The following is a 24,732-nucleotide window of genomic DNA, read 5'->3' as shown; positions in this document are numbered from 1 at the left end:
ATTATAAGTGAGCAAAGGATAAACCAGTGGAAGTACGACACGATTGGACCCATGCCGAAGTGCAAGCGTTGATGAACAAACCCTTTATGGATCTGCTGTTTGAGGCGCAATTGGTGCACAGGCAGTTTCAACAAACAAATCACGTCCAAGTTAGCACTTTGCTGTCGATTAAAACCGGTGCGTGCCCAGAGGACTGTAAATACTGTCCCCAAAGTGCACGTTATAAAACAGACGTAGAATCTGAACGCTTGATGGAAGTGGAGCGTGTACTAGATGCTGCTAAAAAAGCGAAAAATGCAGGCTCAACGCGATTCTGTATGGGGGCTGCATGGAAAAACCCCAAAGAGCGCGATATGCCTTTGCTAACAGATATGATTAAAGGCGTAAAAGATATGGGTTTAGAAACCTGTATGACCTTAGGCATGCTAACGCCAGATCAAGCAAGTCACTTAGCTGAGGCTGGACTTGACTACTATAACCACAACCTTGATACCTCACCTGAATTTTACGGCAACATCATTACCACAAGAACTTACCAAGACCGCTTAGACACTCTTAGCCATGTTCGTGATGCTGGTATGAAGATTTGCTCAGGTGGCATTATTGGCATGGGTGAGAGTGCTAATGACCGCGCCGGTCTGCTGATGGAGTTAGCCAACTTACCAGTGCAACCAGAAAGCGTGCCTATCAATATGTTGGTCAAAGTAAAAGGCACGCCGTTAGAAGAAGTGGATGATGTAGAACCGTTCGACTTCATCCGTCTAATTGCGATTGCCCGTATTATGATGCCAAAGTCAGCAGTGCGCTTGTCTGCTGGGCGAGAAAACATGAATGAGCAAATGCAGGCCCTGTGTTTCATGGCCGGAGCAAACTCAGTGTTCTATGGTTGTAAGTTGCTGACGACCCCTAATCCAGATGAAGATACCGATCTTCAATTGTTTAAGAAGTTGGGTATTAATCGCGAAGAGACATCGCAAAAGCCAGATGAAATCCAAGAAAGCGAGTTACTAGATAGAGTAGTAGAGCGTGTTGCTGCGCGTCCAACAAAAGACGATTTGTTCTATGATGCGAGCGTTTAACCAGCGCATCTCGGATGCTCTAATGGAAAGGGAGCGGAGCAACTTGCTTCGCTCTGTCCAAACATTGGAGTCAGGGAATCAATCTGTTTTTCATAAAGACGGTCAGTCATTCCTTAACTTCTCTTCCAATGACTACTTAGGTCTAGCGTCAAGTTCTGAGCTAAAAGACAGCTATCAGCAAGCCATCTCAGAGCTTGGAGTGGGTAGTGGAGCCTCTCCTTTAGTGACGGGTTATTCCGCACAGCATGAGTCATTGAAATCTGCGCTTACTGAATGGTTGGGTTTTGATACTGCACTGTTTTTTTCGTCAGGTTATGCTGCCAATCAAGCGCTGCTGCTCACGCTATTAACTAAGGGGGATTTGTTACTTCAAGATAGACTCAATCATGCCTCACTGATGGAAGCGGGTATGCTTTGTGGCGCAGATATGAAGCGCTTTCGTCATAACGATCTTGCCCATCTGGAGTCATTGGCTAGAGCCGAGCGTTCAACACTCGCGGTCACCGAAAGTGTGTTTAGTATGGATGGCGATCTATCCGATATCGAAGCGTTTGTCGGAATTTGCCAAACGCGCGGTATGTTGTCGATGGTCGACGATGCTCATGGCATTGGGGTAATTGGCGACAATGGATCGGGAGCCTGTGGGATCAGTGAACTCAAGCCAGAGATATTAGTCGTGACGTTTGGCAAAGCGTTTGGTCTTAATGGTGCTGCAATACTTTGCTCAGAAGAAATGGGCCAATATCTAACCCAATTTGCTCGTCACTACATTTATTCAACGGCATTTTCAGCAGCTCATGCCCGTGCTCTGTTAAAGGCTCTGTCAATGATTCAAACGCAACATTGGCGCAGAGAAAAATGGATGGAATTGTCTACCATGTTTGAGGAGCTGTTAAGCGATTGCCCAGAATATGTTTCCACCTCTACGCCAATTAAGCCTTGGGTTGTCGGTGATTCAGTTCGCGCTTTAGCGCTTTGTTCTTCTTTAAAAGAAAAAGGTGTGTGGACCACGGCTATTCGTCCTCCAACGGTACCCAGAGAAAGAGCAAGGTTGCGTATTACTCTCTCTGCGTCGCATCAGCATCAAGATGTGCTAATGCTTGCCACCCATTTGACACGTTTTTCGGAGGCAGGATAAATGACCGAAGTGTTAGCTCATTTACATACTCCATTACCAAATAAAGATGCAATTTCCGCAGCGTTTGGACGCGCTGCGGAGCATTATGACCAGCATGCTGAACTGCAACGAAAAGTGGCGGACCGTTTGCTGGACAAACTGCCCAATGACTTATCTGGATGCCGAGTACTCGATCTTGGCTGTGGAACGGGATACTGCGCGCAGCAGTTACTGCGCAGAGGCGCTAACGTGGTCTGCGCTGATCTCTCTGCTGAGATGCTAGCAGAGGCTCAACGTCGTTGTGGTATCGAAAATGTGACTTATCAATTGGCAGACGCTGAGCAGCTACCTTTTACGTCAGCTGAATTTGACTATGTAGTCTCCAGTTTGGCATTACAGTGGTGTGCGGATTTGTCGATACCACTGCGAGAGATGAAACGCGTGACCAAAACTGGAGGCGCTGTATTCTTCTCATCTCTTGTCGATGGCTCTCTTAAAGAACTCAAGAGGTCATGGGGTAAAATTGATGCATATCAACATGTAAACGACTTTACGACGTTGAATCAGGTAAAAATTGCGTTAGCGCAATCTGGATGTCGTGACCATCAACTAGACTTGCCGGAAATGGTTATGTGGTATCGCACCGCACTTGGTTTGATGAAGGACTTGAAAGGCATAGGAGCCAATCACGTAGAAGGTCGCTCAAAAGGGTTTACTGGTAAACAGGCTCTCAAGGCACTTGAAATGGAATATCAAAAATACGCAAACCAAGATGGGTTGCTACCTGCTAGTTATCAAATTTGTTTGGGGTCAGTTGCATTATGATGAAAGCACTATTTATTGCCGGTACGGATACTGAAGTTGGGAAAACCGTTGTATCAAAAGCGATATTAAGTGCTGTAGGTGCACAAGGAAAATCAACGATAGGGTATAAGCCTGTCGCAGCAGGATGCGAAATTACAGAACACGGTCTGAGAAATTCAGATGCGTTACATCTTCAAGCGGCTGCGAATCAAGATATCGACTACGACTTAGTCAATCCTTATGCGCTTTCGTTACCTGCGTCGCCGCATATTGCTGCGATAGCCGATGATGAAGTAATTAGTTACGACAAGCTCTCTACAACCTTACACCAGCATAAAGAAAACAGTGACTTTGTGTTAGTTGAAGGCGCTGGTGGTTGGCGCGTACCAGTTTCGAAAGACGATTGTCTGTCGACTTGGGTTCAACAAGAAAAGTTGCCAGTTGTCTTGGTCGTAGGTATTAAATTGGGCTGTTTGAGCCACGCTATGCTTACTGCTGAAGCTATTAAAGCGGATGGTCTTGAATTAGTCGGGTGGGTAGCTAACCGCGTAAACCCTGGTGTGGAGCATTACGCTGAAATTATAGAGATGCTAGAAAACAAAATTGATGCACCCAAGTTAGGGGAGGTGCCTTACGTTCCTGGCTGTAAGAAGCGAGACTTAGGCAAATATATCAAGTTAGATGTACTCGAAAGCATATAAATGCAAAGGGCTGTCATTATGACAGCCCTTTTTAATTGGATAACATGTAGGAAGTTACTTATCTTCCGATAGGCCCATAAGTGCAGACTGAGTTTCCATAAGATGAATGTCTAGCTCAGTAGTGTCTTGAATACCTAGTTGCTCACGAGCTTCGTCTTCGCTGATACCGAGGTGGCAGCAAAGCAAATCAATTGCCATCTGAAAGTTGTTGTTCTCTACCATGGTATTTTCCTTTTCTACATGGAGTGTTCAATCTCACTGGACTTTAACTCGCACACTTATCACTCACAATACGACCAAAGTCTAAGACCTTTTCATCAATCACAATGAAATCTTAGCTCCATATTTTATATGCGTATAATTGCAATCATCGGTAGTTGATGTGCTTTTCTGTTATTTCATGGGCTTATAGTTTATGAAGTAATCAAGATATTAACTGTTTGTTTCAATTTAAAGCTTAACCTTGATTTTTAAATCTAAGACTATATGTATATAGTGAAATCGAAAAATGCCACACGGATCTCAAACTTGGGCCGTAGAACTTTGACTAAAACTATAAGCAAAATGGCATTTTCGTCATAATCAAGCTTCTTAATTTGGAGAAATGTGAATGAAGCGAGTATTACTCTTCCTAGCAACTAACCTTGCTGTGGTTCTAGTGTTAAGTGTTGTTCTTAACATTGTCTATGCAGTTACTGGCATGCAACCAGGCAGTTTGTCGGGTTTATTAGTCATGGCGGCAGTATTTGGATTTGGCGGTTCATTCATCTCTTTGATGATGTCAAAGAAAATGGCGCTACGTTCAGTTGGTGGAATGGTGATCGAAAGCCCTCGTAATGAAACAGAGCATTGGTTACTAGAAACCGTCGGTCGACAATCTCAGCAGGCGGGCATCGGTATGCCAACCGTTGCGATTTATGATTCTCCAGATATAAACGCATTTGCGACGGGTGCAAAGAGAGATGACTCTTTGGTGGCTGTATCTAGCGGCCTATTACACAATATGACACGAGACGAAGCAGAAGCGGTACTTGCCCACGAAGTTAGTCATATCGCGAATGGCGACATGGTTACCATGACGCTAATGCAAGGTGTCGTGAATACGTTCGTTATCTTCCTGTCTCGCTTTATTGCAAATATTGTTGCGTCAAACAATAACAGCGATGAAGGCGAAGGCGGCACTAACATGATGGTGTACTTCGGTGTTTCTATGGTGCTTGAACTGGTGTTTGGCTTCCTAGCGAGCTTTATTACTATGTGGTATAGCCGCCATCGTGAGTTTCATGCGGATGCGGGAGCGGCAAGTCTTGTTGGCAAACAAAAGATGATTGCAGCACTAGAAAGATTGAAAATGAGCCAAGAGTCTCATCTTGAAGGTTCCATGATGGCATTCGGCATCAACGGTAAGCGATCCATGACCGAACTTCTAATGAGCCACCCGCCACTAGAAAAGCGTATTGATGCGTTAAGAAATCAGCAATACTAATTCTTAGAACTTGTTAAAAAGCTTGGAAAAATTTCCAAGCTTTTTTTTTGATCCTTTCAAACCTCCCCACCGTAACACTTATACAAAAAGTTGTACTTTCCAGATCTTGTATAACTTTCAGGCTGTACTAGCTTGTACTTTAGAGACTTTTGAAAAAACGAATTAAGGGTTGTTATGAATATAGAAATGGTTAGCGAGGTGTATCAGAAGCTAAACAAGAACAACCTGCATCTTCTTGAACAGATTTATCACAAGGATGTGGTGTTTGAGGACTCAGCTCATCGCTTAGAGGGGTGGGATCAACTGTCCGCTTATTTTGACTCTTTGTATACCAACGTTATCAAATGTGATTTTGACATTCGTCATCATCAACAGGTAGAAGATTCAGGTTTTCTGACTTGGACCATGCAGTTACAGCATCCCAAGCTTAATGGGGGAGAAGCTGTAAAAGTAAATGGGGTTAGTCACATTCGTTTCAGCGGAGATCGAGTCATCTTTCACCGAGATTACTTCGACTTAGGGGAAATGCTTTACGAGAACATTCCTCTACTCGGTTTTGTTATTAAGAATATTAAACAGAGGTTGGGTAAGTAATGACGCACTCGCATCAATCCGTCTTCATTACCGGCGCGTCATCTGGCATAGGATGGCAGTTGGCTAATGATTATGCTGAAAAAGGTTATCTTGTCTACGCCTGCGGGCGTTCAGAGGCGAAACTTCATTCGTTACAAGCGGGCAGAGAGAACATCGTTCCACTTTCGTTTGACGTAACCGATAGGGAAGCGGTAGCACAGGCATTTAGCAAGATTGAACTAGTTCCAACGCTGTGGATAGTCAATGCTGGTGACTGCGAATACATCGATGAAGGGGTGATTGACGCAGCGTTGATAGAGCGAGTGATGACAGTCAATGTGATGGGGACCGTGAATGTACTAGAACAAATGCAGACAAGATTGTCTTCGGAACATCATGTTGTGGTCGTCAGTTCAATAGCGGGTGAGTTGGCTCTGCCTCGTGCTGAAGCTTACGGTGCTTCGAAAGCCGCTATCACCTATTTAGTGCGCACTCTACAGCTCGATTGGAAAAAAAAAGGGGTTGCCATCAGCTGTGTTTTCCCTGGATTTGTGAAAACCCCACTTACGGATAAAAACGATTTTGATATGCCGATGATGGTATCGGTAGAAGAAGCTTCAAACGCGATTCAAACGGGAATAGATAAACGGGCAGCTTACATCTATTTCCCCAAGCGCTTCACATGGATTCTTCGCCTCGTCGGTATCATGCCTTATGGCTTACAAACTAAATTAGTAACACGCTTGCTAAATCAATCGTGATAGATAAAGGACTTTCTTTCTATGAAAATAGCAATTATCGGTACAGGAATTTCAGGCTTAACGTGTGGTTACTATTTACATAAGCATCACGATGTAACCCTGTTTGAAGCCAATGATTATATTGGTGGTCATACCGCCACAGTGGACGTTGAGGTAAAGGGAAAGTCCTATGCCATCGATACTGGATTTATCGTTTATAACGATAGAACTTATCCCAATTTCATGAGAATGATGAAAGAGGTTGGAGTAAAGGGTGTTCCTACACAAATGAGTTTTAGTGTAAAGAACGCAGCCACGGGCTTAGAGTACAACGGTCATACGTTATCAACCTTGTTCGCCCAAAAACGCAACCTACTCAATCCAACCTTTTACCGCTTTATCTTTGAAATTTTAAGGTTCAATAAGCTTGCTAAATCGTCTGCAGAGTCAGACAAATCCCTGCTAGCAACTCAAACGCTAGGCGACTTTTTAAGTCATCATCGCTTCTCTGACTATTTCACTCAAAACTACATCCTGCCAATGGGCGCAGCAATTTGGTCTTCGACTCTAGCCGATATGAGAGCATTCCCGCTTGGATTCTTTCTGCGCTTTTTCCTAAATCATGGTTTGCTTGATGTTGTTAATAGACCGCAGTGGTATGTGATTGAAGGTGGATCACGCAGCTATATCGGTCCGCTTACGCAGGGCTTTGCCGATCAGATCCGGTTGAACTCTCCTGTTACCTCGGTGTCTCGAGATTCTGCTGGAGTTACGGTGATGTCTAATGGCAACTCAGAGCGTTTTGACAGAGTGATTTTTGCTTGTCATAGCGACCAAGCACTAGCGATGCTTGCTGAGCCGACACAATCCGAATTATCGATTCTTGGTGCTATGGAGTATCAATCAAATGAAGTAGTGTTGCATTGCGATGAAAGTCTACTTCCAGTGAGAAGGTCTGCATGGGCGTCGTGGAACTATGCGTTAGATGGCTCGGAAGATGAACAAATTCGATTGCCGACATTGACCTATGACATGAACATTCTTCAGCATATTGAATCTGATACGACATTTTGCGTGTCGCTCAATTCATCTAACGTGATTGACCGCTCCAAAATACTCAGAACCTTTAACTATAGTCATCCGGTGTTCACGACCCAAAGTATTGAAGCACAGCAACATAGAGAAAAACTGTGGGGACAAAATAACACGTGGTTCTGCGGAGCCTATTGGTATAACGGATTCCATGAAGATGGTGTGAAGAGTGCGTTGGATGTTGTTGAAGGTATTTTAGCCAGTGTTAACAATGCTTCCGCTTCTGTACGAGGAGCTGCGTGATGGTTTCCAACAGCCAACTTATGGTTGGGCACGTAGCGCATCGTCGCTATACGCCTACCAAACACCATTTAGATTATCCATTATTCATGCCTGCTATCGATTTAGATGAGCTTGACTCTTTAAAGCAAAAAGTTTGGGGTTTTGGGGAACGTTGGTGGCACTGGGCTCGATTTCGCCGAGAAGACTATCTAGGTGAAGGCGATTTGAAGTTAGCGGTGCAAGGTAAAGTTGAGGAGCTCACTGGTGAAAGAATCGAGGGTAGAGTGGTTGCGGTTTGCCATCTGAGATACCTTGGTCTGTATTTCAGTCCGGTCAACTTCTATTACCTATATGATGAAGAGAATAACTGGCGTTATCTGTTGGCAGAAGTAAGTAACACCCCTTGGAATGAAAGACATTATTACGCTATAGAGGCAGACAAAGGTGTAAATCATCAAAATTGGCGCCATGACAAGGCATTCCACGTCTCTCCGTTTAATCCTTTAGATCAGCAGTATCAGTGGCGTCTGAAGCCGTTAGGGCAGCGCTTGTTTGTGTACTTAGCGTGTCACAAGTCAGAAAAAGTATTTGATGCCACTTTGTCAATGAAAGGGCGTGCATTTACCTCGAAGAATTTAATCCGACAATTGGTCACAACCCCAATTATGACGGTGAAAGTCGTGGTGGGGATATATTGGCACGCCTTAAAGTTATGGCTTAAAGGAACACCCATCTATGACCATTCTAAACCCAAGAAGGCTTCGGCTCATCCTGCACCTTCTGACGAATTTTCGCAGCATACGAACTCAAAGAATTAGGGAGAATTCAACATGTTAAATACGACCTCAATAGAGGCGCCTAGAGCCCTAACTGGTTTACAAAAAACCGCGAAAAGTATTGCATTCAAATGTTTATACAAACTTGAGATTGGTTGTTTAACCATCATAGAGAGCTTTCAAGAAGAAGGAAGCGTCGGCAAACATGTTGGTGAACGCTTTGGTAAACCCAAAGATGGGGAACCGACAGCGATTATCGAAGTGAAACACCCAGAGTTTTACCGTCGACTAATTCAAGGAGGCAGTATCGCAGCGGGTGAAGCGTACATGGATGATTGGTGGGATAGTCCTGATTTATCCGCGTTAATGGAGTTGATGGCGGTCAACCTAGCCGCTCTTGACTCTATTGAAGATCAATCAAGTCTGCTCACGAAAGTGATGTATAAACTTGGGCACTGGGTGAATCGCAATACGGTTACTAAGTCAAAAGAGAATATTCAAGCTCATTATGACTTGGGTAACAGTCTATATGAGACATTTCTCGATGAGAGAATGCTCTACTCTTCGGGCATTTATGTAATCCCGACAGATACGCTAGAGCAAGCCCAACTCAATAAAATGGAGCGGCTTTGTCAACAATTGCAGTTAGTACCGGAAGATCACGTAATAGAAATAGGTACAGGTTGGGGCGGTATGGCGATTTATATGGCCAAAAATTATGGATGTCACGTTACCACAACCACTATTTCGGATGAGCAGTTTGATTACGCAAAACAGCAGGTCGAAAAAGCAGGACTCGAAGATAAGATTACTCTTTTGAAGCAAGACTATCGCTTACTCGAGGGAGAATTCGATAAGCTTGTTTCCATCGAAATGATTGAAGCAGTTGGTAAGCAATACTTAGTTTCCTATCTGCAAAAGTGCCAGTCTTTATTAAAACCTCAAGGTTTGATGGCGATTCAGGCTATTACTATTGCTGACCAGCGATACGATTACTATGCCGATAATGTCGATTTTATACAGAAGTACATTTTCCCTGGGGGCTTCTTGCCTTCCATCACAGCGCTTACCACTAACAGTACTAGACACACGGATCTCATCGTGAGAGATCTGTTTGATATTGGTTTGGATTACGCGAATACATTGGTGGATTGGCGTCTAAGGTTTGAAGCATCTTTAGAGAGAGTCAGAACCTTAGGCTACGACGAGCGATTTATTCGTATGTGGCGCTACTATTTTTGTTATTGCGAAGGCGGGTTTAGGGCGAAAAGTATCAGTACCGTTCATATTACCTTCCAGCGTGGTCGTTAATAAAACGTTTGATGCTAAATAATGGAGGTCACAATATGTCACCAGGGTGGAAACTTCTCATTATCAGTAGTTGGTTTCAGGTGATCTGGTTACTGTCAGTCATTGGTCAAACAAGGTTTCAGTGGCTAGCGTTGACATTGAGTATTGTGACCATTTTTGTTTCGTATCGAATGCTAAACCTTCGTTTATTGCAACTGTCGCTGTTGGTTGTCGCTGGCCTAGTTATTGATAGTCTGAACATGTTCGCTAGTCTACTTGTGTTCGACACTCACGTTTTGCCAGTATGGCTTATGGCGCTTTGGTTAATTTTCTCTTGGTATGCGTTTTATTTGAAAACTTTTTTGACGTCTTACCCAATTCTCCTCGTATCAATAATTGGTGGATTCGGTGGTGCGATTAGTTACTTGGCGGGTTTTAAGCTTGGAGCTGTAACCACGCAGTACTCGCTGCTGGTCACTCTCGGAATCCTTTTTATTGAATGGGTCTTAATCGTTTACTTAATCGTGCGATATCCAAGACCAAACGAGAGAAAGTGGACTCATGAGACATAGGATAATTTTGGCGACCTTACTGAGCTTGTTACTGAGTTCTCATAACGCAGTCGCCTCCAAAGATTCCCCCGTCAGTTATCAAGCGTGGGGCCAGTGGCAAGTCGTTGGGGAGGCGCAACTCAGTTGGTTGTTCTTTGACGTTTATCGTTCCCAATTGCTTGCACCTCAAGGCATTTACGAAGTGTCAGAAGACGTTTCTCCCCATCCCATAGCATTAAGAATTCAGTATCAAAGGGACATCAGTCGACAACAACTTTTAGATGCGACGCTTGACCAATGGCAAAAAATGGGTGTCGATAAAGTGACAAGAAATCAATGGATTGCCAAGTTATACGATATTTTTCCGAGTGTATCAGATGGACAGCAGCTCATTTATGTCAGTGATGGGACTTCGGGCAAATTCTATTATCTTACGAATCAGAAGCCGCTGCAGCTAGTAGGGTCTATTGATGATGAGTCGTTGAACGACGGCTTCCTTGGTATTTGGCTAGCTCCAAATAGCCAGTATCCGAAACTTAGAGCCCAACTTATAGGGATGAATAGATGACGTTATTTCGTTGGCTTATACTGCCTCTTGTACTCATGTTAGGTGCCTGTAGTGCAGACCTGTCAGATTATAAAAACAGTGAACCTAGATTTGACTTGTTCGGGTACTTTGAAGGAGAGACAAAAGCTTGGGGAATGGTTCAAGACTATTCCAATAAACAGAACCGACGTTTTGACGTCACTATTGTCGGCACAGTGCAGGACAACAAGCTTGTCCTGGTTGAAGACTTCGTTTTTGATGACGGGGAAATTGACCAAAGGATTTGGACCATTGAGAAGCTCCAAGATGGTTCTTATCGTGGGGTGGCCGACGATATCATTGGCGCGGCAACCGGCAAGGAAGAGGGTAACGCTTTACAATGGCAGTACGACTTCGAACTCAAGGTTGATGGCTCAACCTATACTGTGGCTTTCGATGATTGGTTGTATCGACAAGATGATAAACACGTATTTAACCTAACGAGTATCCGCAAGTTTGGTATCGAGGTAGGAAAGATCACACTGTTTTTTCAAAAACAGTAGGATTTGATAGAGTTGGTCCAGAACATTTATCGTTGATGATATCCACAAAAAAGGCTGCAATATAAGCAGCCTTTTTGAGTTTATGTACTGATTAATGATTACAGCTTATCGGTGAGCTCGATTGCTTGACCGATGTAGTTAGCTGGCGTCATTAACTTCAAGCGTGCTTTCTCTTCTTCTGGCAATTCCAGGCCATCGATGAAGCTGCGCATTGCTTCGCCATCTACACGTTTACCACGAGTTAACTCTTTAAGTTTCTCGTAAGGCTTTTCGATACCGTAACGACGCATAACGGTTTGTACTGGCTCTGCAAGTACTTCCCAGTTTTTGTCTAGCTCAGCAAGAAGTGCTTCACGGTTAACTTCAAGTTTGCTGATGCCTTTTAATGTCGACGTATAAGCGATAATCGCGTAACCACAACCAACACCTAGGTTACGAAGTACCGTTGAGTCAGTAAGGTCACGTTGCCAGCGAGAAACTGGTAGTTTCTGTGCTAGGTGAGCGAACACTGCATTGGCTAGGCCTAGGTTACCTTCCGAGTTTTCAAAGTCGATCGGGTTAACTTTGTGAGGCATAGTTGAAGAGCCGATTTCACCAGCAACAGTTTTTTGCTTGAAGTGACCTAGAGCGATGTAACCCCATACGTCACGGTCAAAGTCGATTAGAATCGTGTTGAAACGTGCAATCGCATCGAATAGCTCGGCGATGTAGTCGTGCGGTTCGATCTGAGTTGTGTATGGGTTCCAAGTTACGCCAAGAGACTCAGTGATGAACTCTTCGCTGAACTTGTGCCAGTCTAGCTCTGGGTAAGCAGATAGGTGAGCGTTGTAGTTACCAACCGCACCATTAATCTTACCTAGGATCTCTACAGCTTCGATTTGCTTGTATTGACGCTCCATACGGTAAGCAACGTTTGCCATCTCTTTACCCATAGTAGTAGGTGAGGCAGGTTGGCCATGGGTACGTGAAAGCAAAGGAATGTCACGGTACTCTTCAGCTAGTTTGCTGATCGCATCGATGATATTGCGGATCTCAGGAAGAACCACAGTATCGCGTGCTTCTTTAAGCATAAGAGCATGAGACGTGTTGTTGATATCTTCAGAAGTACATGCAAAGTGGATGAACTCGTTTACTGCGTGCAGTTCAGGAACGCTAGCGACTTTCTCTTTTAGGAAGTACTCAACCGCTTTTACATCGTGGTTAGTAGTACGCTCGATCTCTTTAATACGCGCCGCATCTTCTTCGCTAAAGTTAGCGGCTAGCTCATCAAGAAACTGGTTAGCTTCGACACTGAATGCTGGAACTTCTTTGATCGCATCCGTTGCTGCTAGTTTTTGCAACCAACGAATTTCAACGATAGAGCGGTACTTTAGTAGGCCAAACTCACTAAAGATGCTGCGAAGTGCAGTTGTCTTACTACCGTAACGGCCGTCTACTGGTGAAACAGCAGTCAATGCTGACAGTTCCATGATGTTCTCCTGAATTGGGTTTCTAAATTTCGTGAGCTTTATACCAATAACTGCGGCATTTGTCACGAACATTGCGCAAACGTTTGCGCTAAATTTATTTTGGTAGGAAAAAATAACTCGCGACAAGGTCGCGAGTCGATGATTACATTCTAGCGAGTAGAATCTGAGCTTGTTCGATCATTTTCTTACGACCGAACACGAGGTGACGTCGTTTGCCACCTACCTGTCGCCAAAGCACTGCGCTGCGGATACCTGACAACAGAAGCGCGCGCACCTTTTGTTGGGTGCCAGTTTGTTGAAGTACTGCCGGTGTGCCTGTGACTTGAATTCTAGGACCAATCGGACTAATGACATCTAAATACACGCTAGCTAAATTACTGATCATCTGCTCGTCAAGAAGCTCATAGTGCTCAAGTTGACGACTGACCATTTGTAATCTGTCACCAAGTTGAGACATGGCATCATTACGCCCATTTAGTTTACGCTCTAGTGCCATTAAGCTGATGATGTAACGAGTAATCTCACTTCCGCTTGGTGTGCTATCAATGCCTTTTACCAAACACTCGAGTCCAACTTTAAGGTCGGATTCAACACCAAATACATCTAACGTACTGGATGGGTTCATATTGGTAATAGCTTTGATAGAAGTTTCGAACGCGTCTGAATCACAGTAACCGTCTTTAGCAACTCGTTGAACAAGGGCAACGGCTTGGCAAATTCCTGCAAATGCTATTGTACGGTCATAAAGTGTATTAGCCACGTAGCTCTCCTAAGATAATAAACGAATAAATGTTAGATACGCTCTTCGATGATGCCGCCGCCCAAGCAAACATTGTCGCTATAGAAGACAGCAGACTGTCCCGGAGTGACAGCTACTTGTGGTTCATCAAAGATAACCTTAATGTTGTCATCGTCAATTGGGATAATCGTACAAGGGATATCTTGTTGACGGTAGCGCGTTTTCACTGTGCATTGCATTGGTTCTTTAATCGCTTCGCGACTCACCCAATGAAGTTGAGATGCACGCAGTCCGTTTGATTTAAGTAACGGATGATCAGCACCTTGAACCGCAATCAATACATTACGTTCAAGATCTTTTTCAGCAACATACCATGGATCTTCATTACCGCCGCCACCTTTTTGGCCCCCAATATGTAACCCTTTACGTTGACCCAATGTGTGGTACATCAGACCTTGGTGTTCACCAATGACTTTACCTTCCGGTGTTTCAATTTTACCCGGTTGTGCTGGCAAATAGCGAGACAAGAAGTCTGTAAATTTGCGCTCACCAATAAAACAAATACCTGTCGAGTCCTTTTTCTTCGCGGTAATTAAGCCTTGTTCTTCAGCAATGCGACGTACTTCTGGTTTCTCTAACTCGCCTACAGGGAACAAGCTACGAGCTACCTGGTCATGGCTTAATGTATAGAGGAAATAACTCTGGTCTTTGTTGCTGTCCAAACCACGAAGCATTTGTGGTTTTTCACCGTTTTCAGGGAAGGTACGGCTAACGTAGTGACCCATTGCGATATAGTCTGCGTCGAGAACTTCGTCTGCAAATTCTAAAAATGCTTTGAATTTGATTTCTTTGTTACAAAGAATATCTGGGTTTGGCGTACGACCTGCTTTGTATTCTGCTAAGAAATACTCGAATACATTATCCCAGTATTCTGCTGCAAAGTTGATCGTATGTAGGTGGATACCTAACTTATCACAGACCGCTTGTGCGTCGGCTAAATCTTCCGCTGCAGTACAATATTCCTCATTATCATCTTCTTCCCAGTTCTTCATGAACAGGCCTTCTACTTGGTAGCCTTGCTGTTTCAGAAGGTAGGCAGAAACAGAGGAGTCTACACCGCCGGACATACCGACAATCACTTTCTTTTGGCTGTTATCAGACATGTTAAAATACCACCTATATCAATTGGACGCAGATTCTAGCAGAAACCGAAGGCGCAATACAGATCCGCGAACTAAATCACACTTTCTAAGAGCATGAATGTGTGTACAAATAGAGTGAAAAACAAGGTCAGTGATAAAAAAAATTGTAGCGTAAACGTTTGCTAAGGTTGCCTATGTTGCCGAGGTAAACTATACAGAGTTAGAATTGTCGCCCTTACATTCCTGTTACGAAGATATCCTTATGAAATTCCCCGGCCAAAGAAAATCGAAGCATTACTTTCCGGTTCACGCTCGTGACCCATTAGTCAGCCAATCTCAAACTAGTAAAAAAATGTCGAGAACCCATATTATCGGTATTGACCAAACACTAGTTGATATAGAAGCGCGAGTGGATAGTAGTGTTATTGAGAAATTTGGGCTGAGCAAAGGGCACTCTCTGGTTATTGATGACCAAGCAGCTGAAAATCTGTATAACGAACTGAAACAGCAAGAGCTAATTACCAATGAATTTGCTGGGGGCACAATAGGGAATACATTACATAACTTTTCCGTGTTGGCAGATGACAAATCGGTATTGTTAGGTGTAATGAGTGCTGATATCCGAATCGGTAGTTATGGCTATCGATATCTATGTAATACTTCTAGCCGTATGGACTTAAACTATTTACAAGGCGTCGATGGTGCAATTGGACGTTGTTTTACGTTAATTACTGAAGACGGCGAGCGAACTTTTGCAATTAGCGAAGGTCAAATGAACCAACTTCGTGCTGAGAGTATTCCTGAGAAAATTTTTAAGAAAGCTTCGGCGTTGGTATTAACAGCCTATTTAGTTCGTTGCAAAGATGGTGACCCAATGCCGGAAGCAACCATGCAGGCAATAGAATATGCGAAGAAATACGACGTACCTGTGGTATTAACGTTGGGAACTCGCTTCGTTATTCAAGATGATCCGGAATATTGGCAAGACTTTTTGAAACAGCATGTTTCGGTTGTTGCTATGAATGAGGATGAAGCTGAAGCATTAACAGGTGAAAAAGATCCATTGGCTGCTGCGGATAAAGCACTTGATTGGGTTGATCTTGTTTTATGTACTGCTGGACCAATCGGTTTATTTATGGCTGGTTATACAGAGGATGCTGCCAAAAGAGAAACTTCGTTACCATTATTACCAGGGTGTATTGCTGAATTTAACCGATATGAATTTAGCCGACCTGCTATAAAGTCTGCATGTGAAAATCCTACAAAAGTTTATTCACATATTGCTCCTTATATGGGTGGGCCAGAAAAAATCAAGAATACCAATGGTGCGGGCGACGCAGCTTTATCTGCATTACTGCATGATATGGCAGCGAATAAATACCATAAAGAAAATGTGCCAAACTCAAGTAAGCACCAACACCCATACCTTACTTACTCTTCTTTCTCACAAGTATGTAAATACTCAAATCGAGCAAGCTATGAAGTGCTGGTTCAACATTCTCCACGTCTTTCTCGTGGTCTGCCAGAGAAAGAAGATAGCCTTGAAGAGGCATATTGGGAACGATAATAAAAAAGCGCCGAAAGGCGCTTTTTTTATAAATCTAATATTACTTAAAGATATTAGATTTCGAATTCTTCTAGAGATTTACCTGCATCTAGAGCAGTTTGGATTGCAGAAGGCGTACGACCTTGACCAGTCCAAGTCTTTTCAGCGCCACTAGCGTCTACATATTTGTATTTTGCTGGACGAGGAGCACGTTTACTCTTCGCTTTACCTTTAGATTCACCAGATAGTGCAGCGATAAGATCTTCAACGTCAATACCGTCTTGAGCAATCATTTGAGCGTACTCGCTTAATTTAGCTTCGCGTGCTTCTTTCGCTGCTCTTTCTTCTGCTTCCGCTTCTTGTCTTTCACCAACAACAGTAGTTAGCTTTTCTAGTGCTTCTTCTAGTTGTTCTATAGTTAGCTCACGAGCAAATGCACGTAGGCTACGAATATTTAGTAGAGTTTTGGTTAATTCAGACATGACAGTTCCCATGAGATTATTATTTGGTTCGGATTAATAATAAACAGCAAATATTGAATTGACAATATTTTCTTAGTGGATAAGAGAAGAAATATAATAATTCTTACAAAAACCTGATAATAGACGACGATAGAAGTACATAGTGGCGTATATAGCGCATGAAATTGGAACATTAATAATTACTGAATCTTGGTATGAACTACACAAAAGACGGACTTTGAGTGGATTTTGTTGCATATTGTACTAAGTATGCTTAGCCAGACTTATAGTTTATTTGTAAGTATTAAGGAATTGATTGAGATCGATATAAATGAACTTCTATAAAATTAAGTTGTCAGTGATGGTCGTTCAAAAAATGTTTATCTCTGAGTAGTTAATGGTCGATTTGAACCTTGCGCTATAACTAAGTTGCAACACTGTTTACAAGGTGATAGCAACATTCATGTTGCAATTGATGCTTCGGTAAGTACAATGACGTCCACCTAATGCAAAAGTAAGAACATTCTTTCAACATGCTAGCGCATAGTAGTGAATGATTTTTCTTTTGATGTAGAGGCGCGACTGCGAAAAGTCCTTGTCGTTGGGGTGATGCCAATGAACGACAACAAAAGGCGCTGTCGCCGAAGTGAGAGTTGATTATCAAGCGCTCTCGCTGGGGTTGTATCCGAAACGAACAACACTGCCATAGTCTATTATATTGTTAAACTATGGAGCGCTACTGTAGGGTTGGGTGAAGTGTTCACTTCCCTTTCGCTTAGTTCAACGTTTGCGTATGAACTTATAGATACGCATGTCTGCAGTAGATCTCTAACCATAATTAAAACTGGTTTTTGAAGATCATGAATTTAATCGATTTTGCTTCGTCACCATTATCACTGCTACCGCCGATCGTAGCTTTGAGTTTGGCGATTATCACACGTCGCGTTTTGCTTTCCCTAGGTGTAGGTATTGTATTAGGCGCTTTTCTACTTAACGATTACTCGGTAATGAATGCTGCAGGCTATGTCTATGACACAGTATCTGGCGTTGTTATTGAAGATGGTGGTCTAAACACCTGGAACATGAGTATCGTTGGTTTCCTATTGCTACTTGGTATGATGACGGCGTTATTAACGTTGTCAGGTGGTACCAAAGCGTTTGCTGAGTGGGCACAAGCACGCGTGAAAAGCAAACGTGGCTCAAAGCTACTTGCTGCATTCCTTGGTGTGTTCATTTTTGTTGATGATTACTTCAATAGCTTAGCAGTTGGCGCGATTTCTCGTCCTGTTACTGACCGCTTTTACGTATCGCGCGCTAAGCTTGCTTATATCTTAGATTCAACGGCTGCTCCTATGTGTGTGCTTATGCCAGCTTCGAGCTGGGGTGCATACATTATGACTATCGTTAGCGGTATTCTTATCTCACATGGTATTACTGAATACTCAGCGATTGGTGCGTATGTTCGCCTAATCCCAATGAACTTTTACGCAGTATTTGCGCTGTTAATGGTGTTCGCTGTAGCTTGGTTCCAATTAGATGTGGGCCCAATGCGTAAGCATGAGCTTCGTGCAAAACAAGGTCTTGGTTTTGATAAAGATAAAGAGAACGATTCTGCTGAAGCTCATGAGCTGAATGAAGAGTTGGATATTAAAGAAAGCGACTTTGGTTCAGTTTCAGATCTGATCCTACCTATTGTTGTCCTTATTGGAGCGATGGTAGCTGCGATGATCTTTACTGGTGGTCAAGCTCTGGCTGCAGATGGTGTTGCATTTAATGTTCTTGGTGCATTTGAGAATACGGATGTTGGTACTTCTTTAATTTACGGTGGCTCTGCTGGTTTATTAACTGCGGTCTATACCGTCGTAAAACAGAAGCTTTCTGCGGCTGATATTGCAACAACCATGTGGATTGGTGCTAAGTCGATGTTTGGCGCAATCTTGATTCTGTTCTTTGCATGGTCTATCGGTTCTGTCATTGGTGACATGAAAACAGGCGCTTACCTATCGTCAACAGTGCAGGGTAATATTGATGTCCATTGGCTACCAGTTATTCTGTTTATGCTTTCTGGTCTTATGGCATTTTCGACCGGTACATCATGGGGCACATTCGGAATTATGTTACCAATCGCAGGTGATATGGCGGGTGCAACGGATATCGCAATGATGCTTCCAATGCTTGGTGCGGTATTAGCGGGTTCAGTATTTGGTGACCACTGTTCACCAATCTCAGATACGACCATCTTGTCATCGACAGGTGCACGCTGTAACCATATTGACCACGTGTCTACGCAGCTGCCATATGCATTGTCAGTGGCATTTGTTTCTTGTGTTGGTTTTATCACATTGGGTATGACAACGTCGGTAGCACTTTCATTCGGTGCTGCAACAGTGACGTTTGTACTTGTCTGTTTCATTCTTTCTGCTTTATCTAAAGCAAGAATGGCTAAAGAAGCGAATGCGTAAATAAATTGCTTTAATATCAAGGAGCCTACCAAGGCTCCTTTTTTTATGTCTTTTGGCTTACTTCTGCCGATATTCGTAATAACAAATCATACTTGTTGGCGAGTACGAAAAAAAAAAGCGCTGATCTGCAAAATAGTGGTTGAAAATCATAATGAGCTTCGTTAGTGTGAAGGTACAGACACAAAGGACCTAAACATAAGTATGCTAAATTTTGATATGAACATTCATCATCACCATCATCACCCAGCTTAATCTTTCGGGAGATGAACGCATACCCGAGAGATAGGTAAAACTCTCGGAGGTTCGATTTAAGATTTAAAGAATTAAACCCTCGGGAGACCAAAGCTCCCGAGGGTTTTTTCGTTTTATAATTTAAAATCAATATCTTGCACAGGGATACAGCAATGCAAACACAACGCCTAAGAATCGCAATACAAAAGAAAGGTCGTCTTAGCAGAGAAAGCCAAGACCTACTAAAAAAATGCGGAGTTAAGTTCAACGTAATGGGTGAGCGTCTTGTTGTTCACTCGTTAAATATGCCAATTGATCTACTGTTGGTTCGTGATGACGATATCCCTGGTTTGATCATGGATGGTGTCGTCGATCTTGGCTTTATTGGTGAGAACGAGCTAGAAGAAGTTCGTTTAGACCGCAAAGCACTTGGTGAACCCAATGAGTTTGTAACGCTTCGTCGTCTTGATTTCGGTGGTTGCCGTCTATCTATTGCCATCGACAAAGATGAAACGTACAACGGTCCACAAGATCTAGCAGGCAAACGAATTGCGACCACTTACCCGCAATTACTGAAAGCTTATATGGATGAGCAAGGTGTAGATTTCAGTACTTGTATGCTGACAGGATCGGTCGAGGTTGCACCGCGAGCTGGTCTAGCTGATGCTATTGCCGACCTTGTTTCTACTGGTGCGACTCTGGAAGCGAATGGATTAAAAGAAGCAGAGGTGATCTTCCGTTCGAAAGCGACACTGATCCAGCGTAAAGGCGAGTTTGATGCTGATAAAGAGGCGCTTATCGAGAAGCTACTAACGCGCATGCAAGGCGTTCAGCAAGCGAAAGAGTCTAAATACATCATGCTGCACGCACCAGTCGCAAAACTTGAGCAAATCAAAGCGCTTTTGCCGGGTGCAGAAGATCCGACAGTATTACCTCTCTCTTCAGATAAAGAGCGTGTGGCGGTTCACCTAGTTAGTACAGAGAACTTGTTCTGGGAAACTATGGAACAGCTGAAAGAACTTGGAGCGAGTTCTATTCTTGTGCTTCCGATTGAGAAAATGATGGGGTAAGGCCATGAGAACTGTAGTTTGGCAATCATTAAGTCAGTCGCAACAAGAGTCTATTCTTGAGCGTCCTGCGATTACTGAAGGCGCAAATATTACTTCTGCGGTATCGGCGGTTATCGAGCAAGTACGTAGCGAAGGTGATAAAGCGCTGCTAGATCTTACAGAAAAGTTTGATCGAGTTCGACCTGACTCAATTCGAGTCTCTAACGAAGAGATTGAAGCTGCATCATCGCGCCTCTCTGAAACAATGAAACAAGCGCTTGAGCAAGCGTATTCTAATATCGCTAAGTTTCACAAAGCTCAGCGTCCTGAACCACTGCGAGTAGAAACTCAGCCAGGCGTTGTCTGCGAGCAAGTGACTCGTCCTATTAATACCGTTGGGCTGTATATACCGGGCGGCAGCGCACCACTGCCATCAACCGTGCTTATGCTAGGGGTTCCTGCTCAGATTGCTGGTTGTCGTAAGGTGGTACTATGTTCCCCACCGCCTATTGCGGATGAAATCCTCTATGTTGCCAAGCTATGTAAAATCGATGAAGTATATAACGTCGGTGGTGGTCAAGCCGTAGCGGCGATGGCGTATGGCACAGAGAGTGTTTCAAAAGTAGATAAGATCTTCGGTCCGGGCAATGCCTATGTTACCGAAGCCAAGCGTCAAGTGAGTAATGATTTCCGTGGAGCAGCGATCGATATGCCTGCTGGCCCATCTGAAGTGTTGGTTATTGCCGACGAAACAGCGGATGCTGACTTTGTCGCGGCCGATCTACTAAGCCAAGCTGAACATGGTCCAGACTCTCAAGTAGTGCTTGTCACTCCATCTCCAGTGATTGCAGACCAAGTAACAGAGGCGGTGAATAAACAGCTCAAGCAACTGTCGCGAGCTGATATCGCGCAGCAAGCATTAGGCTCAAGTCTCATTATTATCGCTGAATCGATCACTCAGTGTGTGTCTATTTCAAACTACTATGGCCCTGAGCACTTAATTGTCCAGACCAAAGCACCACGTGAACTGTTACCGCTACTTGATAACGCAGGTTCGATCTTCTTGGGCGATTGGTCACCAGAGTCTGCAGGCGATTACGCTTCAGGTACTAACCACGTACTGCCGACTTATGGCTACACTCGTACTTATTCAAGCTTGGGCTTAGCTGACTTTTCGAAGCGAATGACGGTACAAGAATTAACTGCCGATGGGTTACGAAATCTGGCTCCAACGGTTGTCACTATGGCCGAGGCAGAAGGGCTGGATGCGCACAAACGTGCTGTGACCATTCGTGTCGAGAAGCTTGCGCAGGAGAGTAACTAATGGAAAAGCTCGCTCGTAAACAAGTTCAACAGCTAACACCATATATGTCAGCACGACGTATTGGCGGTAGCGGTGATATTTGGCTCAATGCTAATGAATCACCATTTAATAATGAATATAAAACAGATTTTGCACGTCTTAATCGCTACAGCGAATGTCAGCCTAAAGCGCTAATCAAAGCCTATGCGGCATACGCTGGTGTTAAACCAGAACAAACACTGACTTCTCGTGGTGCTGACGAAGGCATTGAGTTACTTATTCGTGCTTTTTGTGAGCCGGGTGAAGATAGCATCTTATTCTGTCCGCCGACCTATGGCATGTACGCCATCAGTGCTGAAACCATTGGCGTTAACCGTAAAACGGTACCCTTGACTTCTGATTGGCAACTCAATTTGCCGGAAATCGAAGCTAATTTAGATGGCGTCAAAGTACTGTTCGTTTGTAGCCCAAACAACCCAACGGGTAACTTGGTTAAGCGCGAAGACATTATCGCTTTATTGGAGATGACCAAAGATAAAGCTATTGTTGTCATGGATGAAGCGTATATCGACTTTTGTCCGGAAGCGTCAACCGTTGATTTGTTGGCCCAATATCCGAACTTAGCCATCTTACGTACATTATCAAAAGCCTTCGCTTTGGCTGGTCTTCGTTGCGGATTTACGCTTGCCAATGAAGAGCTAATCAACGTACTGCTTAAAGTGATTGCACCATATCCGGTACCAATCCCTGTCGCGGAAATCGCGGTGCAAGCCTTATCGGAACAAGGGTTAGCGCGCGCTAAGTTCCAGGTGCTGGATCTCAATGCCAATCGTGCCTACCTACAAGCAGGTTTATCGACCTTACCAGGTGTTACCGTATATGAAGGTTGGGGTAATTATCTACTCGTTGAATTTGCTAATGGCGATGAGCTATTTAAAGCAGCGTGGAATACGGGAATTATTCTTAGAAATTCACCGATTGAAAACTGCGTAAGAATCAGTGTTGGTAATCGTGACGAATGTGAGAAGACATTGTCATTTATTCGCAATCAACTAGAACAAACAGCGGCATAAGCTAGCCATCAAGAAAAGGATTTATAAAGTGAGCAACCAACAGAAAATATTATTTATAGACCGTGATGGTACGTTAATTGTTGAGCCTCCAGTGGATTTTCAAGTTGACCGTTTGGATAAACTCAAACTCGAGCCGTTTGTTATTCCAAGTTTATTGGCTCTGCAAGACGCAGGGTACCGCCTTGTGATGGTGACTAACCAAGACGGTTTAGGTACTGCTAGCTATCCTCAGGAAGACTTTGACGCTCCTCATAATATGATGATGGAAATCTTTGAGTCTCAAGGCGTTAAATTTGATGATGTTTTAATTTGCCCGCACTTTGATGAAGACAACTGTTCATGCCGTAAACCAAAACTTGGTTTGGTTAAAGAGTATCTTCAAAGTGGCAAAGTGGATTTCAAAACCTCTGCTGTGATTGGTGACCGACAAACTGATCTTCAGCTAGCTGAAAATATGGCGATTCGTGGAATTCAGTACAATCCGGAGACCATGGGTTGGCCAAGAATCTTAAAAGACTTAACGGTAAAAGCACGTACAGCGGAAGTAATTCGTACTACCAAAGAAACGGATATCAAGGTATCTGTAAACCTTGATGAAGCGGGTGGTAATGAAATCTCAACTGGCATGGGCTTTTTCGACCACATGCTTGATCAAATTGCCACTCATGGCGGTTTCCAGATGAAGTGCATTGTGGATGGCGATCTGCACATTGATGACCACCACACTATTGAAGATACCGCTTTGGCTCTTGGGCAAGCTTTGAAAGAAGCGCTGGGTGATAAGCGCGGTATCGGTCGATTTGGCTTTAGCTTGCCAATGGATGAGTGCTTGGCGCAATGTGCCTTAGATCTATCTGGTCGCCCATATCTTAAATTTGATGCCAAGTTCTCTCGTGAGCAGGTGGGGGACTTGTCTACAGAAATGGTCGTTCACTTCTTCCGATCTTTGACTGACACGCTCGCATGTACACTTCACTTATCTTCTTCTGGCGATAATGATCATCACATCATTGAGAGTTTGTTTAAGGCCTTCGGCCGTACACTGCGTCAAGCCATTAAGGTAGAGGGTAACGAGTTACCAAGTAGTAAGGGAGTCTTGTAATGGCCAGCAGCAAACAGAATGTAGTCATTATTGATACCGGTTGTGCTAACGTCTCGTCAGTAAAGTTTGCTATTCAGCGTCTTGGCTACGATGTTGTTATTTCTAAGGAACCTCAAGTGGTTCTGGGTGCTGACAAGTTGTTTCTGCCAGGTGTAGGTACGGCAAGTGAAGCGATGAAAAACCTTCAAGAGCGCGATCTTATCGAACTGGTCAAGCAGGTCGAGAAACCAGTACTTGGTATTTGCTTGGGTATGCAACTGTTGGGCAAGCTTTCACAAGAGAAGGGCCAAAAGGCGGACGAGCTTGTTGAATGTTTGGGCCTTTGTGAAGGTGAAGTAAAACGTCTGGAAACAGGAGACTTACCTCTTCCTCATATGGGGTGGAATACCGTGAAGGCTGTGGCTGGCAATCCGCTGTTTCAAGGGATTGAAGAGGGTGAATACTTCTATTTCGTGCACAGTTTTGGGATGCCCGTCGGCGACTACACCATTGCTGAATGCGAGTATGGCAAACCGTTTAGTGCTGCGATACAAAGTGGCAACTACTACGGCGTACAGTTTCACCCAGAGCGCTCGTCCAAAGCAGGCTCAAAACTGATTCAAAACTTCCTAGAGTTAGTGTAATTCCTGACTAAC

The 24,732-nt window shown here is 43.8% G+C and carries 25 protein-coding genes, 1 riboswitch and 1 other annotated feature; of the genes, 20 read left to right on the top strand and 5 right to left on the bottom strand.

Going from position 1 to position 24,732, the window contains the following annotated elements:
* Window positions 1–26: 26 nt before the first annotated feature.
* The 4 genes from bioB to bioD are packed head-to-tail and all read left to right on the top strand — an operon-like array spanning window position 27 to window position 3,701.
* The gene (bioB, locus tag MMA19_RS19660; protein WP_006074067.1) at window positions 27–1,079 is read left to right on the top strand and encodes a biotin synthase BioB; all 1,053 of its coding nucleotides are present in this window, start codon (window positions 27–29) and stop codon (window positions 1,077–1,079) included.
* Window positions 1,063–2,217, top strand: coding sequence for an 8-amino-7-oxononanoate synthase (locus MMA19_RS19655; protein ID WP_240207026.1), 1,155 nt, complete (start codon window positions 1,063–1,065; stop codon window positions 2,215–2,217). The genes bioB and MMA19_RS19655 overlap by 17 nt, the downstream gene beginning before the upstream one ends.
* Entirely contained in the window at window positions 2,218–3,021 is an 804-nt protein-coding gene (gene bioC, locus MMA19_RS19650) for a malonyl-ACP O-methyltransferase BioC (protein WP_031494197.1), read from the top strand. It begins immediately after the preceding gene.
* Window positions 3,018–3,701: a dethiobiotin synthase gene (bioD, locus tag MMA19_RS19645; RefSeq protein ID WP_006074073.1), complete on the top strand. Its 684-nt coding sequence runs from the start codon at window positions 3,018–3,020 to the stop codon at window positions 3,699–3,701. The genes bioC and bioD overlap by 4 nt, the downstream gene beginning before the upstream one ends.
* Window positions 3,702–3,755: 54 nt before the next feature.
* On the opposite strand, the gene MMA19_RS19640 is transcribed toward bioD, so the two are convergent.
* On the bottom strand, window positions 3,756–3,923 hold the full coding sequence (locus MMA19_RS19640) for a hypothetical protein (RefSeq protein WP_006074074.1): 168 nt from the start codon (window positions 3,921–3,923) through the stop codon (window positions 3,756–3,758).
* Between the two features lie 388 nt (window positions 3,924–4,311).
* Here MMA19_RS19640 and htpX point away from each other — a divergent pair, with 388 nt between their 5' ends.
* The 9 genes from htpX (at window position 4,312) to MMA19_RS19595 (ending at window position 11,520) form a co-directional block, all read left to right on the top strand.
* Window positions 4,312–5,187: a protease HtpX gene (htpX, locus tag MMA19_RS19635; RefSeq protein ID WP_240207025.1), complete on the top strand. Its 876-nt coding sequence runs from the start codon at window positions 4,312–4,314 to the stop codon at window positions 5,185–5,187.
* 174 nt (window positions 5,188–5,361) lie between these two features.
* Window positions 5,362–5,781 carry a nuclear transport factor 2 family protein gene (locus tag MMA19_RS19630; protein WP_006074077.1) on the top strand — a complete coding sequence of 140 codons (420 nt, stop codon included), beginning with the start codon at window positions 5,362–5,364 and terminating at the stop codon, window positions 5,779–5,781.
* Window positions 5,781–6,521 carry an SDR family NAD(P)-dependent oxidoreductase gene (locus tag MMA19_RS19625; protein WP_240207024.1) on the top strand — a complete coding sequence of 247 codons (741 nt, stop codon included), beginning with the start codon at window positions 5,781–5,783 and terminating at the stop codon, window positions 6,519–6,521. Before MMA19_RS19630 ends, MMA19_RS19625 begins: the two co-directional genes overlap by 1 nt.
* A 21-nt stretch (window positions 6,522–6,542) precedes the next feature.
* Window positions 6,543–7,835 carry an NAD(P)/FAD-dependent oxidoreductase gene (locus MMA19_RS19620; protein WP_240207023.1) on the top strand — a complete coding sequence of 431 codons (1,293 nt, stop codon included), beginning with the start codon at window positions 6,543–6,545 and terminating at the stop codon, window positions 7,833–7,835.
* Window positions 7,835–8,632, top strand: a complete 798-nt coding sequence (locus MMA19_RS19615) for a DUF1365 family protein (RefSeq protein WP_240207022.1) — start codon at window positions 7,835–7,837, stop codon at window positions 8,630–8,632. Before MMA19_RS19620 ends, MMA19_RS19615 begins: the two co-directional genes overlap by 1 nt.
* A 12-nt stretch (window positions 8,633–8,644) precedes the next feature.
* Window positions 8,645–9,901, top strand: coding sequence for a cyclopropane-fatty-acyl-phospholipid synthase family protein (locus tag MMA19_RS19610; protein ID WP_240207021.1), 1,257 nt, complete (start codon window positions 8,645–8,647; stop codon window positions 9,899–9,901).
* A 35-nt stretch (window positions 9,902–9,936) separates the two neighbouring features.
* A complete protein-coding gene (locus MMA19_RS19605) occupies window positions 9,937–10,452 on the top strand; it encodes a DUF2878 domain-containing protein (RefSeq protein WP_240207020.1) in 516 nt (171 codons plus the stop codon).
* Window positions 10,442–10,999, top strand: a complete 558-nt coding sequence (locus MMA19_RS19600; RefSeq protein ID WP_006074091.1) for a chalcone isomerase family protein — start codon at window positions 10,442–10,444, stop codon at window positions 10,997–10,999. The genes MMA19_RS19605 and MMA19_RS19600 overlap by 11 nt, the downstream gene beginning before the upstream one ends.
* Entirely contained in the window at window positions 10,996–11,520 is a 525-nt protein-coding gene (locus MMA19_RS19595) for a DUF3833 domain-containing protein (RefSeq protein WP_240207019.1), read from the top strand. The genes MMA19_RS19600 and MMA19_RS19595 overlap by 4 nt, the downstream gene beginning before the upstream one ends.
* 98 nt (window positions 11,521–11,618) lie before the next feature.
* On the opposite strand, the gene purB is transcribed toward MMA19_RS19595, so the two are convergent.
* From purB to mnmA, 3 genes are all read right to left on the bottom strand, one after another.
* A complete protein-coding gene (gene purB / locus MMA19_RS19590; protein WP_240207018.1) occupies window positions 11,619–12,989 on the bottom strand; it encodes an adenylosuccinate lyase in 1,371 nt (456 codons plus the stop codon).
* A 142-nt stretch (window positions 12,990–13,131) separates the two neighbouring features.
* A complete protein-coding gene (gene hflD, locus MMA19_RS19585; RefSeq protein WP_006074097.1) occupies window positions 13,132–13,749 on the bottom strand; it encodes a high frequency lysogenization protein HflD in 618 nt (205 codons plus the stop codon).
* A 32-nt stretch (window positions 13,750–13,781) separates the two neighbouring features.
* Complete coding sequence (gene mnmA / locus MMA19_RS19580; protein ID WP_038230055.1) at window positions 13,782–14,891, bottom strand: tRNA 2-thiouridine(34) synthase MnmA; 1,110 nt, start codon at window positions 14,889–14,891, stop codon at window positions 13,782–13,784.
* Between the two features lie 241 nt (window positions 14,892–15,132).
* On the opposite strand from mnmA, the gene MMA19_RS19575 reads away from it, so the two are divergent.
* On the top strand, window positions 15,133–16,437 hold the full coding sequence (locus tag MMA19_RS19575) for an inosine/guanosine kinase (RefSeq protein ID WP_038230056.1): 1,305 nt from the start codon (window positions 15,133–15,135) through the stop codon (window positions 16,435–16,437).
* A gap of 53 nt (window positions 16,438–16,490) precedes the next feature.
* On the opposite strand, the gene MMA19_RS19570 is transcribed toward MMA19_RS19575, so the two are convergent.
* Window positions 16,491–16,898 (bottom strand): H-NS family nucleoid-associated regulatory protein, encoded by a 408-nt coding sequence (locus tag MMA19_RS19570; RefSeq protein ID WP_038230058.1) that lies wholly within the window; start codon window positions 16,896–16,898, stop codon window positions 16,491–16,493.
* Window positions 16,899–17,440: 542 nt separating this feature from the next.
* Window positions 17,441–17,624: riboswitch (Lysine riboswitch) on the top strand.
* A 113-nt stretch (window positions 17,625–17,737) separates the two neighbouring features.
* Here MMA19_RS19570 and MMA19_RS19565 point away from each other — a divergent pair.
* The 6 genes from MMA19_RS19565 (at window position 17,738) to hisH (ending at window position 24,720) form a co-directional block, all read left to right on the top strand.
* On the top strand, window positions 17,738–19,339 hold the full coding sequence (locus MMA19_RS19565) for a Na+/H+ antiporter NhaC family protein (RefSeq protein ID WP_038230062.1): 1,602 nt from the start codon (window positions 17,738–17,740) through the stop codon (window positions 19,337–19,339).
* A gap of 227 nt (window positions 19,340–19,566) precedes the next feature.
* Window positions 19,567–19,703 (top strand) — a sequence feature (His leader region).
* A 40-nt stretch (window positions 19,704–19,743) separates the two neighbouring features.
* Window positions 19,744–20,640 carry an ATP phosphoribosyltransferase gene (hisG, locus tag MMA19_RS19560; protein WP_006074105.1) on the top strand — a complete coding sequence of 299 codons (897 nt, stop codon included), beginning with the start codon at window positions 19,744–19,746 and terminating at the stop codon, window positions 20,638–20,640.
* 4 nt (window positions 20,641–20,644) lie between these two features.
* Entirely contained in the window at window positions 20,645–21,943 is a 1,299-nt protein-coding gene (gene hisD / locus MMA19_RS19555; protein WP_240207017.1) for a histidinol dehydrogenase, read from the top strand.
* A complete protein-coding gene (hisC, locus tag MMA19_RS19550; RefSeq protein WP_240207016.1) occupies window positions 21,943–22,995 on the top strand; it encodes a histidinol-phosphate transaminase in 1,053 nt (350 codons plus the stop codon). The genes hisD and hisC overlap by 1 nt, the downstream gene beginning before the upstream one ends.
* A 28-nt stretch (window positions 22,996–23,023) precedes the next feature.
* Complete coding sequence (hisB, locus tag MMA19_RS19545; RefSeq protein ID WP_240207015.1) at window positions 23,024–24,097, top strand: bifunctional histidinol-phosphatase/imidazoleglycerol-phosphate dehydratase HisB; 1,074 nt, start codon at window positions 23,024–23,026, stop codon at window positions 24,095–24,097.
* Window positions 24,097–24,720, top strand: coding sequence for an imidazole glycerol phosphate synthase subunit HisH (hisH, locus tag MMA19_RS19540; protein WP_006074112.1), 624 nt, complete (start codon window positions 24,097–24,099; stop codon window positions 24,718–24,720). Before hisB ends, hisH begins: the two co-directional genes overlap by 1 nt.
* Window positions 24,721–24,732 lie beyond the last annotated feature (12 nt).

The organism is Vibrio sp. CyArs1 (genome assembly GCF_022432925.1).
Classification (GTDB): domain Bacteria; phylum Pseudomonadota; class Gammaproteobacteria; order Enterobacterales; family Vibrionaceae; genus Vibrio; species Vibrio mediterranei.
The sequence above is the reverse complement of the archived record's forward strand: the minus strand, read 5'-3'. Positions and strand labels throughout refer to the sequence as shown.